This window comes from Allobosea sp. P2_A10 (genome assembly GCF_056405115.1).
In genome coordinates this window covers 686159-700903 of record NZ_JBFUCS010000001.1, presented here as the reverse complement: position 1 = coordinate 700903, position 14745 = coordinate 686159, and the positions used below count along the sequence as shown (strand labels likewise).

Here is a 14745-nt window from a genome sequence, read left to right as displayed (position 1 = left end):
TCGCCGTTGCTCATCGCGTTTCTGCTGCTTTGCCTGTGCGCGCCGGCGAACGCCTTCTGGCAGCGCTCGCAGTGGCTCGCCTGCTCGGAAGCGCCGACCGAAGCCGAGCGCATCCGGCTGAACTGCTTCGTCTTCGCCCCCGTCTACGAGTGGCCGGTGACGGGCTATCGCGGCGATTGGCCCCTGCCCCGCCAGCGGCGGCAACGGCCGGGAAGCTGGCGCGGCTGACGGTCGCGCGCCGCGATTTGTCATCACCCCGGCAGGCCCACGTTAAGCATGGCGGGCAAATACGACGCCGCCGGCAGGGTTTATCCACCTGCATTTAGGATTTGCCGCAGAAAAAGGCAGTGTCCGGCGCGATCACGCCGTGATTGTCGCGCCGGTGCTGCATGTCTTCGTGCCGCATGGTCAGGTTTCCGAGGCAGGAAGAGACGCTGGATATGTCGTGGACGGCAATGATCAGGGCGATGAGGCCGCATCATTGGCTCAAGAACGGGCTCGTCTTCATCCCGATTCTGCTCAACCACGACGTATTCGACCTCGAATCGCTTGGCCATGGCCTCGTCGCCTTCACTTCCTTCAGCCTGGTGGCGTCGTCGATCTACCTGCTCAACGACATCGTCGATGTCGAGGCCGACCGGCGCCATCCGACCAAGTGCAAGCGCCCGCTCGCCGCTGGCGAAATCACCCCACGACAGGCCTATGCGGCCGTACCCGTGCTGCTGGCGGCGGCCTTCGCCATGTCGCTGCTGCTGCCCAAGCCCGGTCATTATGTGCTGGCGCTGTCGGCCTATCTGGCTCTGGCGCTGGCCTATCTGTTCTTCCTCAAGCGCAAGCTCCTGGTCGATGTGCTCGGGCTGGCGGCGCTGCATACGCTGCGCATCCTCGCAGGCAACGCCGCTGCCGCGATCCCGCTCTCGTCCTGGCTGCTCGCCTTCTCGATGTTCCTGTTCCTGTCGCTGGCGCTGGTGAAGCGCTATGCGGAGCTCCGGATCACCCAGGACCAGTCGGGGCTCAAAAAGGCTGGGCGTGGCTATCATGCCGAGGACATCGAGGCGCTGTCGCAGCTCGGCATGGCGTCTGGCTGCACCTGCGCGCTGATCATGGCGCTCTATGTCGACAGCGCCGCCGTCAAGGAACTCTACCGCCACCCGGAAGTAATCTGGCTGGTCTGCCCGGTCATCCTTTACCAGATGGCGCGCGTCTGGTTTCTGGCGCGTCGCGGCCATATGCCCGACGATCCGCTGGTCTTCATGATCCGCGACTGGCGCAGCCAACTGATGGGCGTGGTCGTGGTGCTGATCATGGTGACGGCCTCGATCCTGCCATGACGACTTTGCCATGACGATTGCGCGATGAGCGGATCCGGCGCTGACTGCCGGTCATGGGGCGGCCTTGCGGCGCGCGGCAGCGAGATCGTCGCGCCGCAAGCATGGCTCGATGACCCGTTGCGCCATCGCAGACCGGCGCTTGCCTATGGCAATGGCCGTTCTTATGGCGATTCCTGCCTCAACGACGGCGGCGTACTGATCCTCGGGCAGGGTCTGAATCGGATCCTCGCCTTCGACCGCGAGACCGGCCTCGTCACCTGCGAGGCGGGCGTGCTGCTCGACGATCTGCTGAAGCTCGTCGTGCCCGCCGGCTGGTTCCCGCCGGTGACGCCGGGGACCTGTTTCGTCACCATCGGCGGCGCGCTCGCCAACGATGTCCATGGCAAGAACCATCACCGCGCCGGCGCCTTTGGGCGGCATGTCCGGGCCTTTGAGCTGGTCAGGTCGGACGGAAGTCGGCTGATCTGCGCGCCCGATCTCAACGCCGACCTCTTCGCTGCAACGATCGGCGGCTTTGGCCTGACCGGGCTCGTCACGCAGGTGACGCTGCAGCTGATGCCGGTCGCCTCCCCGCAGATGATGCAGGAGGCGTTGCATTTCGACGGGCTCGACCGCTTCTTCGAGATCGCGGCGGAATCGGACGCGACGCATGACTACACCGTCGCCTGGATCGACTCGCTCGCCAGCGGCGCGAATTTCGGTCGGGGCGTGTTCTTTCGCGCCAACCACGCGCCCGCTTCCGAGGCGGCCGAGTCGCCTCCTGGCCGGGCTCTGCCCTTCCCGCTCAAGCCGCCGTTTCCGCTGATCAACGGGCTGACGCTGCGCGTCTTCAATCTTCTCTATCGCGCCGCCCAGCCGAAGACGCCGGAGCCGCGACGGATCGCCTATCGCCCGTTCTTCTATCCCCTCGATCGCGTCTCGAACTGGAACCGCGCCTATGGCCCCAGAGGCCTGCGCCAGTTCCAGTGCGCCGTGCCGATGGCGGATGCGCGAGCGGCGGTCGAGGCGATGCTGCGGGCGACCCTTGCTGCCGGTGAGGCGTCGTTCCTGACGGTGCTGAAGCTTTTCGGCGATGGGCCGTCGCCCGGCCTGATGTCGTTCCCAATTCCGGGCGCAACGCTGACGCTCGACTTCCCCAATCGTGGCGCGCGCACCGAGCGGCTGCTGGCGGAACTCGACCGCATCGCGATCGAGGCCGGCGGGCGGGTCAATCCCTACAAGGATGCCCGGATGTCGCCTGCGACCTTCGAGGCCTCCTTCCCGCGCTGGCGCGATTTCGCCCGGCATGTCGATCCGGGTTTTTCATCGGGCTTCTGGCGACGGGTGACGGCGGGCTGAGCGCACTACCGGTTTCGGCGGTTCGGCCGTAGCTGCAGCCGGCTTCATACCGACCGCGTCATTCCGGACAAGCGGCGAAGCCGCGCCGATCCGGAATCCATCATAAAGTACTGTCGTGCCCTACGATGGATTCCGGGTCTCCGCTTCGCTGCGCCCGGAATGACGGCGAGGGTGGTCGTGGCGGCGGCGCAGCCTCGAAAAATAATTCACTCCCGCTTTGAACCTGTCCTGGGGCTGCCGCGACCAATGGTCATGGCGGGCGAATGGTTCGCCGCCGAACGAACCTCAGGAGTGCAGATCATGACCAGCTTCAGGAAGACCGGCTCTGCCGCGCTTGCCGCCCTCGTCCTTGCCACCACGCTTGCCGCCTCTGGCGCCGAAGCCCGCCCGCGCTTCCATCGCGGCCATGGCATCGGCCTCGGCATCGTCGGCGCGCTCGCGGTCGGCGGACTGCTCGCCGCATCCGCCGGCTCGGCTTACGCCGAACCCGCCTATGAGGAAGACGCCCCGGTGCGCCGCTGCGACATGGTCGAGCGCGTCAACCGCTTCGGCGAGGTCGTCGGTTACCGCAAGGTCTGCTCGCTCTACTGAGCACACGCCCACCGAACCCGGTTCGTTCCGATCCGGCTCCCCGCGCAAGCGAGGAGCCGGACGGCGTTCGGAAGCCTGTTCAGGCGGTCCCCTTGCAGACGGCTTCGAGATGCCAGCCTTCCGGGTCAGCGACGAAGGCGGCGTAGTAGTTCGGCCCGTAATGCAGCCTCAGGCCGGGCTTTCCGTCGTCGCTCCCGCCTTTCGCCAAAGCGGCACGGTGAAAGGCATCGACGGCCTTGCGCGACGGCGCGTCGAAAGCGAGATGGAAGCCCGGCCCGGGTGGGGAGGCTTGCAGCCGCTGCTTCAGCGCCAGCAGATCGCCCCCACCCGGCAGGCCATAGCCGGCGGCGTCTCCCGTGGTCCAGACGCGCGCCATCCCGAGCGGCGCGAGCGTCGCGTCGTAGAAGGCGATCGCTTTGGCGAGGTCGCGGACGCCGAAGGAGAGATGGCCAAGCATGAAGCGCTCCCTGATCAGGGCAACCCTGTCCTTGGTGTCCGCCAGCGCATGTCAGCAACTGCAGCGCAAAAGGAAAGGGCCGGCGAACCGGCCCCTTTTCGGAATCCAGAGCGTCCGGGCTCAGCCCTTGGCGACAGCGACCTTGCGCAGGTAGTCGGTGACGATGCGGGTGATGCCGCGGCCGAGCAGATCGTCGAAGGCGTCGATGAAGGTGTCGCAATCCTCGCGGGTCGCGATCAACGGCGGCTCCAAGCGGATGACGTTGCGGTTGTACTCGGTGAAGGCGACGAGCACGTCGTAATCCTTCAGCAGGAGCGCGCCGACGAAGCCGCAGAGCGAGCCTTTGAGCTTGTCGTCGAGCAGCGCGACCATGTGCTTGAGGCCGAACGGCATGGTCTCGCTGATGTCGTTGAACTCGATGCCGATCATCAGCCCGCGCCCGCGGATCTCCTTGAGCAGGCTCGGATATTTCTCGCGCAGGCCGTTGAGGCGCTCGATCAGATAGTCGCCCTGGCGCTTGGCATTGCCCATGAGGTCTTCCTCATAGAGCACGTTCAGCGCCTCGATGGCGGAGATGCAGGCCTCGCCCATGCCGCCGAAGGTCGCCTGCGCATGGATCAGCGCGGTCTTGGGCTTGCCATAGGCCTTCATGTAGAGCTCGCGGCGGGCGATCATCGCGCCCATCGCGGCCTTCGAGCCGCCCAGCGCCTTGGCGAGCGCGGTGACGTCGGGCACGACGCCATCGCGCTCGAAGGCGAAGAACTGGCCGGTGCGGCCGAGCCCGCACTGGACCTCGTCGGCAACCCAGAGCACGTCGTGCCTGTCGCAGAGCGCGCGCAGCTGCCGCCAGAAGCCCTCGGGCGCCTCGACGATGCCGCCGCCGCCCTGGATCGTTTCCATCACGACGATGCCGATCGACTTGTCGGCCTCAAGCGCGGCGCGAACCGCCTCGATATCGCCGAACGGCACCTTGACCCGGTTCTCGACCAGCTTGAACTGCGATTGGTAGAGGTGGGAGTCGGTGATCGACAGCACGCCCTTGGTCTTGCCGTGGAACGAGTTCGCGGCGTGCAGGATCTTGGAGCGCGCCGGCCCCTGCGCCTGTTCGGCGACCTTCAGCGCCGCTTCCATCGCCTCCGAGCCGGTCGAGCCGAGGAAGACCATGTCGAGATCGCCGGGCGCGATGGCCGCGAGGTTGGCGGCCAGCGCCGAGGCGTATTGCGACATGAACGCCATGCAGATCTCGTGGCGGTTCTCGTCCTGGAATTTCTGGCGGGCCGCGACGATGCGCGGGTGGTTGTGGCCGAAGGCGACCGAGCAGAAACCGCCGAAGAAATCGAGGATCTTGCGGCCGTCCCTGGTGATGTAGTGCATGCCCTGCGCGCGATCGATCAGTATCCTGTCGAAGCCGAGCAGCTTGAGGAAATGCACCTGGCCCGGGTTGATGTGGCTGGTGAAGAGCTCCTTCACCGTATGCACGTCGAGATTCTTGGCGTCCTCGACGCTGTAGAGCTTCGGGCGTGCGGGCAGATCGTTCACGAGGCTGGCGTCTTCGTTCCTGAAAGCGGGCATGCTCATGCTGCGAGGCTCCTCGGGACCTGTTTCCCGGCGTCTTTGTTGCGGCGATATTCGGTATAAGCGGCAAGGAGCATGTCCTCGTCGCGATGCAGCGGCCGCCAGCCGAGTTCGCGCTTGGCCTTGCTGGTGTCGAGGATGCAGATCTCGTCCGCGATCATATACTGCTCGGGGTCCATGATCGGCAGGTTGATCGCGTCGAGCGTGTTGAGCGTGAGCTTCACCAGCGCAGCCGGCGTCGGCAGCAGGATCGATTTCGAGCCGGCATGCGCGATCAGGTCACCGAGCAGTTTTTTCACCGGCGGCGGATCGTCGGAGCCGAGATTATAGGCGCTGTTGGGGAAGCCCGCCTTCCAGGCCGCGATGCAGGCGCTGGCGCAGTCGAACACCGAGATGAACTGGTAGGGGTTCCGGCCCGAGCCGATCATCGGCACCGGCAGGTTCATGTCGATCAGCGTGAACAGCTTGACGAGGATGCCGAGGCGACCCGGGCCGATGATCAGGCGCGGCCGGAAGATCGGAATCTGAAAGCCCTTTTCGCGGTAGGTCTGGGCCAGCGTCTCGGTCGCGAGCTTGCTCTCGCCATACTCGCCGAGCGGCTTGGCCGGGTGATCCTCGTCCTGCGGCACGGTGACGGAATGGCCGTAGATCATGTCGGTGGTGAAGTGGACGAGCTTGTTGGCACCTCGCTTCTCCATCCAGCTCAGGATGTTCTGAGTGCCGTGGTAGTTCACCGGCCAGAAGAAATCGTGGCGTTCCTTCCGCGTCACGATCGGCGACAGCATCTTGGCAGAGAGATTGTAGACGAGGTCGTCCTGCGCCAGCGGGATGCTGTCGACGCTCTCGGGGCTGGTCACGTCGATGCGCTGGAAAGGCACGCTTGGATAATGGGCGTGGCTGCTCTTGACGATGTCGGCGACCAGCACCTCCTCGCCCATGGCTGCAAGGTCGGCCGCCAGATGCGAGCCGACGAAGCCGTCGCCGCCGATGATGATGTGTTTCATGCTCTCAGATGCCGCTTCGTTCGATGATCGGGTCAGCGCGGAGCGCCGGGCATATGGGGCGGCCGGTTGCGCACCGGGACCGGGATCGGCCGAAGCTGCGGGACGGCGGGCTGCTCCAGGAGAGCGCCAAGGCGGAGAAAGAGCCTTACGAGCTTGTCCATGATGACCCTCAGCTTTGCGCGATGAAGATGGTGCCCAGCATGATCAGGCCGATGCCGGCGATGCGGGCGGGTGTCAGATCCTCGTGGAAGACGAAGTAGGCGTAGACCGCGACCACGACGTAAGCGAGGCTTAGAAAGGGATAGGCGTAGCTGATCTGCACCTTCGAGAGCACGACCAGATGCGAGGCCATGCTGATGACGAAAATGACCAGACCGGCGAAGACGAAGGGATTGAAGACGACGCGGAACACCGTCGAAACCAGCCCGTCGGCGGCGATGTCGAGATGGCCGACGCCGGTCATGCCCTGCTTCAACATGAGCTGGGCTGCAGCGTTCGTCAGCACGGTGAACAGGATCAGGGGAATATAGGCGTTCATCGGGCGTGAATGGGATCCGCGTTGCTGCTGGTCCTCTGGATGCGGCCGAAAATACTTCAAATGCCTTACGCGGCCGCCCCTACCTCGCCTTAGCGTTAAGAGGTTGCTGCCGCGATTTCCGGAAATCCGCGGCAGTTTGTGTCAGGCGCCCGGAAAGCCCGCCTGACGCCCGATCCGCAGCGTCCTGATCCGCGAGGCCAGCGTCGTCGGCCGCAGGCCGAGCAGCTCAGCTGCCCCGCCCGGGCCGCTGACCTTGCCGCCGGCTGCCGAGAGTGCGGCGAGGATGGTGGTGCGATCGCGCTCGCGGCGCTCGGCTTCCGTCAGGATTGCGCCGGAAGCCAGCGTGGGCATCGATTGCGGTGCAGGCGTCCGGCTGCTCTCGGGCAGATCGATGAAGAGCCGGCCGTTGCGGGCGAGGATGGCGGCGCGCTCGATGACGTTCTGCAGTTCGCGGACATTGCCTGGCCAGTCATAGGTGCAGAGCCGCTGCACGTCGCGCTGGCTCAACGTCAGCCCGTCGATCTTGAGCTTGCGGCCGGCGCCTTTCAGAAAATGCAGCGCGAGCAGGGGGATGTCCTCCGTCCTTTCGCGCAAGGGCACGGATGCGACCGGGAAGACATCGAGCCGGAAATACAGATCCTCGCGGAAGCGGCCCTCGCGGACCTCGCGGCGCAGGTCGCGGTTGGTGGCCGCGATGATGCGGACGTCGACCTGGCGGGTGCGTTCCTCGCCGACACGCTCGAACTGGCTTTCCTGCAGCACGCGCAGCAGCTTGCCCTGGAGTTCGAGGGGAATCTCGCCGATTTCGTCGAGGAAGAGCGTGCCGCCATGGGCGAGTTCGAAGCGGCCGATGCGGTCGCGCAGCGCTCCGGTGAAGGCGCCCTTGGCATGGCCGAAGAACTCGCTCTCGAAGAGTTCGCGCGGAATCGCGGCGCAATTGACCCGGATCAGCGGGCGGGCGTTGCGCTCGCTCGCCTCGTGGATGGCGCTGGCGATGAGCTCCTTGCCGGTGCCGGATTCGCCGGTGACGAGCACGGCGGCGTCGGTTTTCGCCACCAGCTCGACCTGGCTCAGGACCTTCTGGATCGCCGCCGAACGACCGACGACGCCGCGATGGTTGCGCTCGAAGCGCATCTCCTCCTGGAGATAGGCGTTTTCGAGCTGGAGCTTCTCGCGCAGGCTGTCGACCTCGGCCAGCGCGGCGCGCAGGCGCTCATCGGCCTCGTGGCGCTGGCTGACGTCGCGAAAGATGATGACCGCGCCGACGAGCCCGCCGCGATCGCGGATCGGGGTCGAGGTGTACTCGACCCAGAAGCCGGAGCCGTCCTTGCGGAAGAATTTCTCGTTCTCGACATGGTGGACCGCGCCATCGCGGAAGGCCGCGTAGATCGGGCATTGTTCATGGGGGTAATGGCTGCCATCGGGGCGGTGGTGATGCACCATGGCGTGCATGTCGCGGCCGACGAGTTCCCCGGTCTCCCAGCCGAGCATCGCTTCGGCGGCGGGATTGACGAAGGTCGTCCTGCCCTCGGCGTTGACGCCGAAAATGCCTTCGCCGGCGGCGCGCAGGATAAGCTGGTTGCCGCGCTCGATCTCCTGAAACAGACGCTCGCTGCGCCGCCATTCCGAAATGCCGCCGCGGACGTAGTCATCGGCCTGCGCATCGAGATCGCGGGCATGGCGGGCCTCGAGATCATAGAGGGTCAGGAGAAAGGAAGGATCGGGTTCGGTCAGAAGACGGGCGCCGACACATTCGACATGGGCCGATACACCGTCCCGGCGCACCGGCGTCAGCGCGCGCGTCCAGTAGCTGCCCTTGTGCAATACGGCCTCGGTGAACACGGTGAGAGCCGCCGCCTGCCCGGGAAATATCGACAGGATCGAATTGTCGATGAGGTCCTGCCCGGCCTTGCCGATGAGCCGGCGCGCCTGCTCGTTGGCGGCAAGGATTCGGCCAGACGCGACCTCGACGGCGAGCGTCGGATCGACCGTGCTCTCGAACAGCCAGGTGGTTTGCGGGCGAAGCTGTTGCATCCGGCGCGTGAAACCGATGGATTACGAAATTTCGTAACCAATCTGACGAGATTTCGTGATTCACGAGATTTCGTCAAGTGGCCATCGCTCACAAGCCTTTGATATCTCGCGCTTGCGAGATCGGGCGCGCTTGGCCCGCGCCTTGCTAACTCCCTGCCGACCCGAGTTGCAATCCTTCCGCAGGAGACGCGCATGGCCTTGTTCAAGAACGCCTTCGACGCCACCCGCCGCATCATGCGCGGCTGCGATTGCGGCCGGCACGAGAGCCAGTCTGAGCATGAGCGCGCGATCCGCGCCGAAGCGGTGGCTGCCTCGGCATCAGAAGAGGGTCGCTATGCCCGCGTCGTCGAGAACGCGATCATGCGCGCGATCTTCCCGCAGGACGAGCAACGTCGCCTGTTCCTCAAAACGGTGGGTGCCTCGACCGCGATGGCGGCGATATCGAGCCTGCTCCCGATCGGATTCGCGACCGAGGTCTTCGCCCAGGCGGTGCCGGAAAAGAAAGACCTCAAGGTCGGCTTCATCCCGATCACCTGCGCGACGCCGATCATCATGGCCTCGCCGCTGGGCTTCTATTCAAAGCACGGCCTCAACGTCGAAGTCATCAAGACGGCCGGCTGGGCCGTAGTGCGCGACAAGACGATCAACAAGGAATACGACGCCGCCCACATGTTGTCGCCGATGCCGCTGGCGATTTCGATGGGCGTCGGCTCGAACCCGATCCCCTATACGATGCCGGCGGTCGAGAACATCAACGGCCAGGCGATCACGCTCTCGGTCAAGCACAAGGACAAGCGCGATCCGAAGTCGTGGAAGGGCATGAAGTTCGCCGTGCCCTTCGACTATTCGATGCATAACTACCTGCTGCGCTACTATCTCGCCGAGAATGGCATCGACCCCGACACCGACGTCCAGATTCGCTCGGTGCCGCCGCCGGAAATGGTCGCCAACCTGCGCGCCGACAACATCGACGGCTTCCTCGCGCCCGATCCGGTGAACCAGCGCGCCGTCTTCGACGGCGTTGGCTTCATCCATATCCTGTCGAAGGAAATCTGGGACGGGCACCCCTGCTGCGCCTTCGCAGCCTCGAAAGAGTTCGTGACGCAGACGCCGAACACCTATGCGGCTCTGCTCAAGGCGATCATCGACGCGACCGCTTTCGCCAGCAAGGACGAGAACCGAAAGCAGATCGCGGAGGCGATCGCGCCGGCGAATTATCTCAACCAGCCGGTCACCGTGGTCGAGCAGGTGTTGACCGGGACTTATGCCGATGGCCTCGGCAACATCAAACGCGATCCCAAGCGCATCGATTTCGACCCGTTTCCGTGGGAGGGTTTCGCGATCTGGATCATGACCCAGATGAAGCGCTGGGGTCAGGTCAAGGGCGAGATCGACTACAAGAGCGTCGCCAACCAGGTCTTCCTCGAAACCGACACCGCCAGGCTCATGAAGGAGGTCGGGCTGACGCCGCCGACCGGAACCAAGACCATCGTGGTGATGGGCAAGACCTTCGATTCCTCGAAGCCCGAGGACTACATCAAGAGTTTCGCGATCAAGCGGACCTGACGGACATGCGCAGCTTCCCCGTGAGCCCTCATCCTGAGGAGCGCTCCGCAGGAGCGCGTCTCGAAGGATGCTCCAGTTCGTTCCGGAGACCCAGCGAGCATCCTTCGAGACGCCGCTTCGCGGCTCCTCAGGACGAGGGCTCGCGTGGGACGAAAGGCCTGTCATGACCGCGTCCCTCAACCTGCGCGCGCTCGTCCTGTCGCTGGCGATCCTGTTTATTTTCCTGGCGGGCTGGCACGTCGCCACGCAAAGCGGCGGCGGTCCGGCGGCGAACATCGATCCCGAATACGCCAAGCTGATGGGTCAGCAGGTCACGCAAGGCAAATCGGCCATGCCCGGCCCGCTCGATGTGGCCAGGACAATCTGGGGCCATCTCAAGGATCCGTTCTACGACAAGGGCCCCAACGACAAGGGCCTCGGAATCCAGCTTGCCTGGTCGCTTGGGCGGGTTCTGCTCGGCTATGCGCTGGCCGTGCTGCTGGCGGTGCCGCTCGGCTTCCTGATCGGCATGTCGCCACTGATCTCGAAGGCTCTCGATCCGTTCATTCAGGTTCTGAAACCGATCTCGCCCTTGGCGTGGATGCCGCTGGCGCTCTACACGATCAAGGATTCCGGCATCTCGGCGATCTTCGTGATCTTCATCTGCTCGGTCTGGCCGATGCTGCTGAACACCGCCTTCGGCGTCTCGGCGGTTCGCAAGGAGTGGCTCAACGTAGCGCGCACGCTGGAGGTGGGGCCGGTGAAGCGCGCCTTCACCATTATCCTGCCGGCGGCGGCGCCGACGATCCTGACCGGCATGCGGATCTCGATCGGCATCGCCTGGCTCGTCATCGTCGCGGCAGAGATGCTCGTGGGCGGCACCGGCATCGGCTACTTCGTCTGGAACGAGTGGAACAACCTCTCGATCACCAATGTGATCGTCGCGATCGTGGTCATCGGCGTGATGGGCATGCTGCTCGACCAGACGCTGGCGCGCCTCCAGCGCGCCGTGACCTATCCGGATTGAGCGCGATGGACACGATCACGCCCAATGAGAAATTCGTTTCGATCGAGGCGATCGCGCGCCGTTACCCCAAGGCCGGCGGCGGCACGACGACCGTGTTCGAGGATCTCTGGTTCTCGATGAAGAAGGGCGAATTCGCCTGCATCATCGGCCACTCCGGCTGCGGCAAGACGACCGTGCTGAACATCCTGAACGGGCTCGATGCGCCAGATTCGGGCGCTGCGATCGTCGATGGCAAGGCGATCGAGGGGCCGTCGCTCGACCGCGCGGTGATCTTCCAGGGCCATTCGCTGCTGCCCTGGCGCACGGTGCTGGGCAATGTCGCCTATGCGGTCGCCGCCAAGCACAAGGGCTGGAGTCGTGACAAGGTCAATGCTCATGCCATGGCCTTCATCGAGAAGGTCGGCCTGAAGGGTTCCGAGCTGAAGAAGCCTTCGGAGTTGTCGGGCGGCATGAAGCAGCGTGTCGGCATTGCGCGGGCGCTCTCGATCGAGCCCAAGATGATGCTGATGGACGAGCCTTTCTCGGCATTGGACGCGCTGACGCGCGGCACGCTGCAGGACGAAGTCCGCCGCATCTGCCTGGAGACCGGCCAGACCGCCTTCATGATCACCCATGACGTCGACGAGGCGATCTATCTCGCCGACCGCATCGTGCTGATGACCAACGGCCCCGATGCCATGATCGCCGAGATCGTCGAGAACCCGCTGCCGCGCGATCGCAAGCGCACCGAGGTGCATCACCACCCCGACTACTACGCCATCCGCAACCATCTGATCGATTTTCTGGTCGTCCGCTCCAAGACGTTCAAGGACGCGGTGCCAGAGGGCTATGACCGCCGCCGCCCGCCGGTCGTGCGGCCGACGGCCGAAACGACGCCGGGTCCGGCGGGGCTTGCGGCGGCCTGACGCCAAACTCATGGAATTTCACACAAAGACGCCTGCAAGGAGAACGCATCATGAAGCGCGAAGAACTCACCGAGAAGATCCTCGACATCAAGCGAGAGAACGGCTGGAGCTGGAAGCACATCACGACCGAGATCGGCGGGATGTCGGAGGTGCTGATCGTCGGCGCGCTGCTCGGCCAGATGAAGCTGGTCAAGTCGCTGGCCGAGAAGGCCGCGGCGCTGTTTGGCCTTTCCGAGAACGAGAAGCGGATGCTGAACGAGGTGCCCTATCGCGGCATGGGCACGCCGATGCCGCCGACAGACCCGCTGATCTATCGCTTCTACGAGATGGTGATGGTCAACGGCCCGGCCTGGAAGGCGCTGATCGAGGAGGAGTTCGGCGACGGCATCATGTCGGCGATCGACTTCAACATCGAGTTCGAGCGCGAGCCCAACCCCAAGGGCGACCGCGTCAAGATCGGGATGTCCGGCAAGTTCCTGCCCTACAAATATTATGGCAACGAGCAGGGCATCCCCGACTATGGTTTCAAGGAGGCCTGAGGCTGAACTTGCCGCGCTCGGAGGCGTAATCGTCCTGTCATAAAGGCTCCCTAACCGTCGCGCGTCCGTCAGATCGGGGGGCATCGAAGCGAGGTATGGTGATGCGCACGCAAGGTTGGCTGACACTGGTTTTGGGTCTCGGCCTGGCGGCGACACCCGCCGCCGCACAGACGATCTACCCGATCAACCGGGCCGAGATCCTCGAAGGCTCGCGCTTCGACTTCAAGGTCGAGTTCCCCAACGCGCCGACCTCGGCCGATGTGACGGTGACCATCAACGGCAAGCCGGTCGCGGACGCCTTCGGCAAGCCGACGACCTTCATGCAGAGCGAGGAAGGCCAGAAGCATTCGGCGATGTGGCTGCGCGGCGCGACGCTGCCGGCCGGCAGCTACGTCGTCGAAGCGACGCAGGGCTCCAGCAAGGCCACGGTGAAATGGGATGTGTTCGCGACCGCCACGCCGCGCCGCGCCAAGAACGTCATCCTGTTCATCGGCGACGGCATGTCGGTCGCGCACCGCACGGCGGCGCGCATCATGTCGAAGGGTTGGCAGGAAGGCCGCTACAACGGCGAACTCGCCATCGACGACATGCCAAACATGGCGCTGATCTCGACATCCGGCAGCGACTCGATCGTCACCGACAGCGCCAACAGCGCCCATGCCTACACCACCGGCCATAAATCCTGCGTCAACGCACTCGGCGTCTACTGCGCAAGGAACGCGCTGACCCTCGACCACCCCAAGGTCGAGACGATCTCCGAGCTGATCAAGCGCCGTAACAAGATGACCGTCGGCGTCGTCACCAATGCCGAGATCGAGGACGCGACCCCGGCCTCGATGGTCGCCCATACCCGCCGCCGCTCGGACTACAACGACATCGTCAAGATGTTCTTCGACGTCGGCCCCGACGTGATCATGGGCGGCGGCTCGCCCAACTTCCTGCCCAAGACGACGCCGGGCTCCAAGCGCACCGACGATCTCGACTTCATCGCCCAGTTCAAGGCGGCCGGCTACACCATCGCCACGACCAAGACCGAGATGAACGCGGCCGCCACCAGCGGCGCCAAGAAGCTGCTCGGCCTCTACAACACCTCCAATATCGACGGCGCCTTCGATCTGCGCCTCGCCAAAAAGGGTACGATCGCCAAGTTTCCCGACCAGCCCGATGTCGCCGAGCAGACCAGGGCGGCGATCGACATGCTGAAGACCAATGAAGACGGCTTCTTCCTGATGGTCGAGTCAGGCCGCATCGACAAATACAGCCACTCGCTCGACTGGGAGCGTGCGGTGTTCGACACGATCATGCTCGACAATGCCGTCAAGATCGCCAAGGACTTCGCCGGCGAGCGCAACGACACGCTGATCATCGTCGTTCCCGACCATACCCATGCCGTCTCGCTGGTCGGCACCTATGACGACGAGCGCCCCGGGCAGCTCCTGCGCGACAAGCTCGGCACCTATGCCGACTCCAAGCCGCCGAATTACGGCCCCCTCGACGCCGACGGCTATCCCACCGACGTCAACACCTCGCGTCGCCTCGCCGTCGTTTTCGGCACCTATCCCGACACCTGCGACACCGGCCGTCCGTTCATGAATGGTGAGCGGGTTCCGGCGGTGAAGGGACCCGACGGCAAGGGCAACATCGCCAACGAGGCCGACTGCACCGGCCCGCTGGCGACGCGCAAGGCCGGCAACCTGCCCTTCGACGCGAATTCGGGTGTGCATTCGGGCGATGATGGCATCCTGACCGCGATGGGCCCCGGCGCCGAGAAGTTCCGCGGCCACAAGCCCAACACCTACGTCTTCCGCGTCATGGCGGAAGCGCTGGCGCTGGGCGGCAAGTGAACCGATCATACGGGCAT

General features: G+C 64.7%; 14 protein-coding genes. 9 read left to right on the top strand and 5 right to left on the bottom strand.

Annotated elements, in window-relative coordinates; translation table 11 throughout:
• Positions 1–6: 6 nt before the first annotated feature.
• The 4 genes from AC1DZY_RS03420 (at position 7) to AC1DZY_RS03405 (ending at position 3260) form a co-directional block, all read left to right on the top strand.
• Positions 7–228 carry a hypothetical protein gene (locus tag AC1DZY_RS03420; RefSeq protein WP_476818644.1) on the top strand — a complete coding sequence of 74 codons (222 nt, stop codon included), beginning with the start codon at positions 7–9 and terminating at the stop codon, positions 226–228.
• 161 nt (positions 229–389) lie between these two features.
• Positions 390–1331 carry a UbiA family prenyltransferase gene (locus AC1DZY_RS03415; protein ID WP_476818643.1) on the top strand — a complete coding sequence of 314 codons (942 nt, stop codon included), beginning with the start codon at positions 390–392 and terminating at the stop codon, positions 1329–1331.
• Between the two features lie 24 nt (positions 1332–1355).
• Positions 1356–2669 (top strand): FAD-binding oxidoreductase, encoded by a 1314-nt coding sequence (locus AC1DZY_RS03410; RefSeq protein WP_476818642.1) that lies wholly within the window; start codon positions 1356–1358, stop codon positions 2667–2669.
• Positions 2670–2969: 300 nt separating this feature from the next.
• Positions 2970–3260, top strand: a complete 291-nt coding sequence (locus AC1DZY_RS03405) for a hypothetical protein (RefSeq protein WP_476818641.1) — start codon at positions 2970–2972, stop codon at positions 3258–3260.
• A 79-nt stretch (positions 3261–3339) separates the two neighbouring features.
• On the opposite strand, the gene AC1DZY_RS03400 is transcribed toward AC1DZY_RS03405, so the two are convergent.
• The 5 genes from AC1DZY_RS03400 to AC1DZY_RS03380 all read right to left on the bottom strand — a co-directional run bounded on the left by AC1DZY_RS03400 (position 3340) and on the right by AC1DZY_RS03380 (position 8868).
• Positions 3340–3717, bottom strand: coding sequence for a VOC family protein (locus AC1DZY_RS03400; RefSeq protein WP_476818640.1), 378 nt, complete (start codon positions 3715–3717; stop codon positions 3340–3342).
• Between the two features lie 120 nt (positions 3718–3837).
• The gene (locus AC1DZY_RS03395; RefSeq protein WP_476818639.1) at positions 3838–5295 is read right to left on the bottom strand and encodes an aspartate aminotransferase family protein; all 1458 of its coding nucleotides are present in this window, start codon (positions 5293–5295) and stop codon (positions 3838–3840) included.
• Complete coding sequence (locus tag AC1DZY_RS03390; protein ID WP_476818638.1) at positions 5292–6296, bottom strand: NAD-dependent epimerase/dehydratase family protein; 1005 nt, start codon at positions 6294–6296, stop codon at positions 5292–5294. Before AC1DZY_RS03390 ends, AC1DZY_RS03395 begins: the two co-directional genes overlap by 4 nt.
• A 169-nt stretch (positions 6297–6465) precedes the next feature.
• Positions 6466–6834: an EamA family transporter gene (locus tag AC1DZY_RS03385; protein WP_476818637.1), complete on the bottom strand. Its 369-nt coding sequence runs from the start codon at positions 6832–6834 to the stop codon at positions 6466–6468.
• Positions 6835–6975: 141 nt separating this feature from the next.
• Positions 6976–8868 (bottom strand): sigma 54-interacting transcriptional regulator, encoded by a 1893-nt coding sequence (locus tag AC1DZY_RS03380; RefSeq protein ID WP_476818636.1) that lies wholly within the window; start codon positions 8866–8868, stop codon positions 6976–6978.
• Between the two features lie 192 nt (positions 8869–9060).
• Between AC1DZY_RS03380 and AC1DZY_RS03375 the strand changes: the two genes are divergently transcribed.
• The 5 genes from AC1DZY_RS03375 (at position 9061) to AC1DZY_RS03355 (ending at position 14728) form a co-directional block, all read left to right on the top strand.
• Entirely contained in the window at positions 9061–10434 is a 1374-nt protein-coding gene (locus AC1DZY_RS03375; protein ID WP_476818635.1) for a CmpA/NrtA family ABC transporter substrate-binding protein, read from the top strand.
• Between the two features lie 163 nt (positions 10435–10597).
• A complete protein-coding gene (gene ntrB / locus AC1DZY_RS03370) occupies positions 10598–11440 on the top strand; it encodes a nitrate ABC transporter permease (protein WP_476818634.1) in 843 nt (280 codons plus the stop codon).
• Positions 11441–11445: 5 nt separating this feature from the next.
• Positions 11446–12345, top strand: coding sequence for an ABC transporter ATP-binding protein (locus tag AC1DZY_RS03365; RefSeq protein ID WP_476818633.1), 900 nt, complete (start codon positions 11446–11448; stop codon positions 12343–12345).
• A gap of 50 nt (positions 12346–12395) precedes the next feature.
• Positions 12396–12884, top strand: a complete 489-nt coding sequence (gene cynS / locus AC1DZY_RS03360; RefSeq protein WP_476818632.1) for a cyanase — start codon at positions 12396–12398, stop codon at positions 12882–12884.
• A 101-nt stretch (positions 12885–12985) separates the two neighbouring features.
• Positions 12986–14728, top strand: a complete 1743-nt coding sequence (locus AC1DZY_RS03355; protein WP_476818631.1) for an alkaline phosphatase — start codon at positions 12986–12988, stop codon at positions 14726–14728.
• The last annotated feature ends 17 nt before the right edge of the window (positions 14729–14745 follow it).

Excerpts from the sequence above, each read along its gene's own strand:
- AC1DZY_RS03405 (WP_476818641.1), top strand. The coding sequence starts at position 2,970 with ATGACCAGCTTCAGGAAGACCGGCTCTGCCGCGCTTGCCGCCCTCGTC.
- AC1DZY_RS03395 (WP_476818639.1), bottom strand. The coding sequence starts at position 5,295 with ATGAGCATGCCCGCTTTCAGGAACGAAGACGCCAGCCTCGTGAACGAT.
- AC1DZY_RS03355 (WP_476818631.1), top strand. The coding sequence starts at position 12,986 with ATGCGCACGCAAGGTTGGCTGACACTGGTTTTGGGTCTCGGCCTGGCG.
- AC1DZY_RS03380 (WP_476818636.1), bottom strand. The coding sequence starts at position 8,868 with ATGCAACAGCTTCGCCCGCAAACCACCTGGCTGTTCGAGAGCACGGTC.
- AC1DZY_RS03375 (WP_476818635.1), top strand. The coding sequence starts at position 9,061 with ATGGCCTTGTTCAAGAACGCCTTCGACGCCACCCGCCGCATCATGCGC.
- cynS (WP_476818632.1), top strand. The coding sequence starts at position 12,396 with ATGAAGCGCGAAGAACTCACCGAGAAGATCCTCGACATCAAGCGAGAG.
- AC1DZY_RS03410 (WP_476818642.1), top strand. The coding sequence starts at position 1,356 with ATGAGCGGATCCGGCGCTGACTGCCGGTCATGGGGCGGCCTTGCGGCG.
- ntrB (WP_476818634.1), top strand. The coding sequence starts at position 10,598 with ATGACCGCGTCCCTCAACCTGCGCGCGCTCGTCCTGTCGCTGGCGATC.
- AC1DZY_RS03390 (WP_476818638.1), bottom strand. The coding sequence starts at position 6,296 with ATGAAACACATCATCATCGGCGGCGACGGCTTCGTCGGCTCGCATCTG.
- AC1DZY_RS03385 (WP_476818637.1), bottom strand. The coding sequence starts at position 6,834 with ATGAACGCCTATATTCCCCTGATCCTGTTCACCGTGCTGACGAACGCT.
- AC1DZY_RS03415 (WP_476818643.1), top strand. The coding sequence starts at position 390 with ATGTCTTCGTGCCGCATGGTCAGGTTTCCGAGGCAGGAAGAGACGCTG.
- AC1DZY_RS03400 (WP_476818640.1), bottom strand. The coding sequence starts at position 3,717 with ATGCTTGGCCATCTCTCCTTCGGCGTCCGCGACCTCGCCAAAGCGATC.
- AC1DZY_RS03365 (WP_476818633.1), top strand. The coding sequence starts at position 11,446 with ATGGACACGATCACGCCCAATGAGAAATTCGTTTCGATCGAGGCGATC.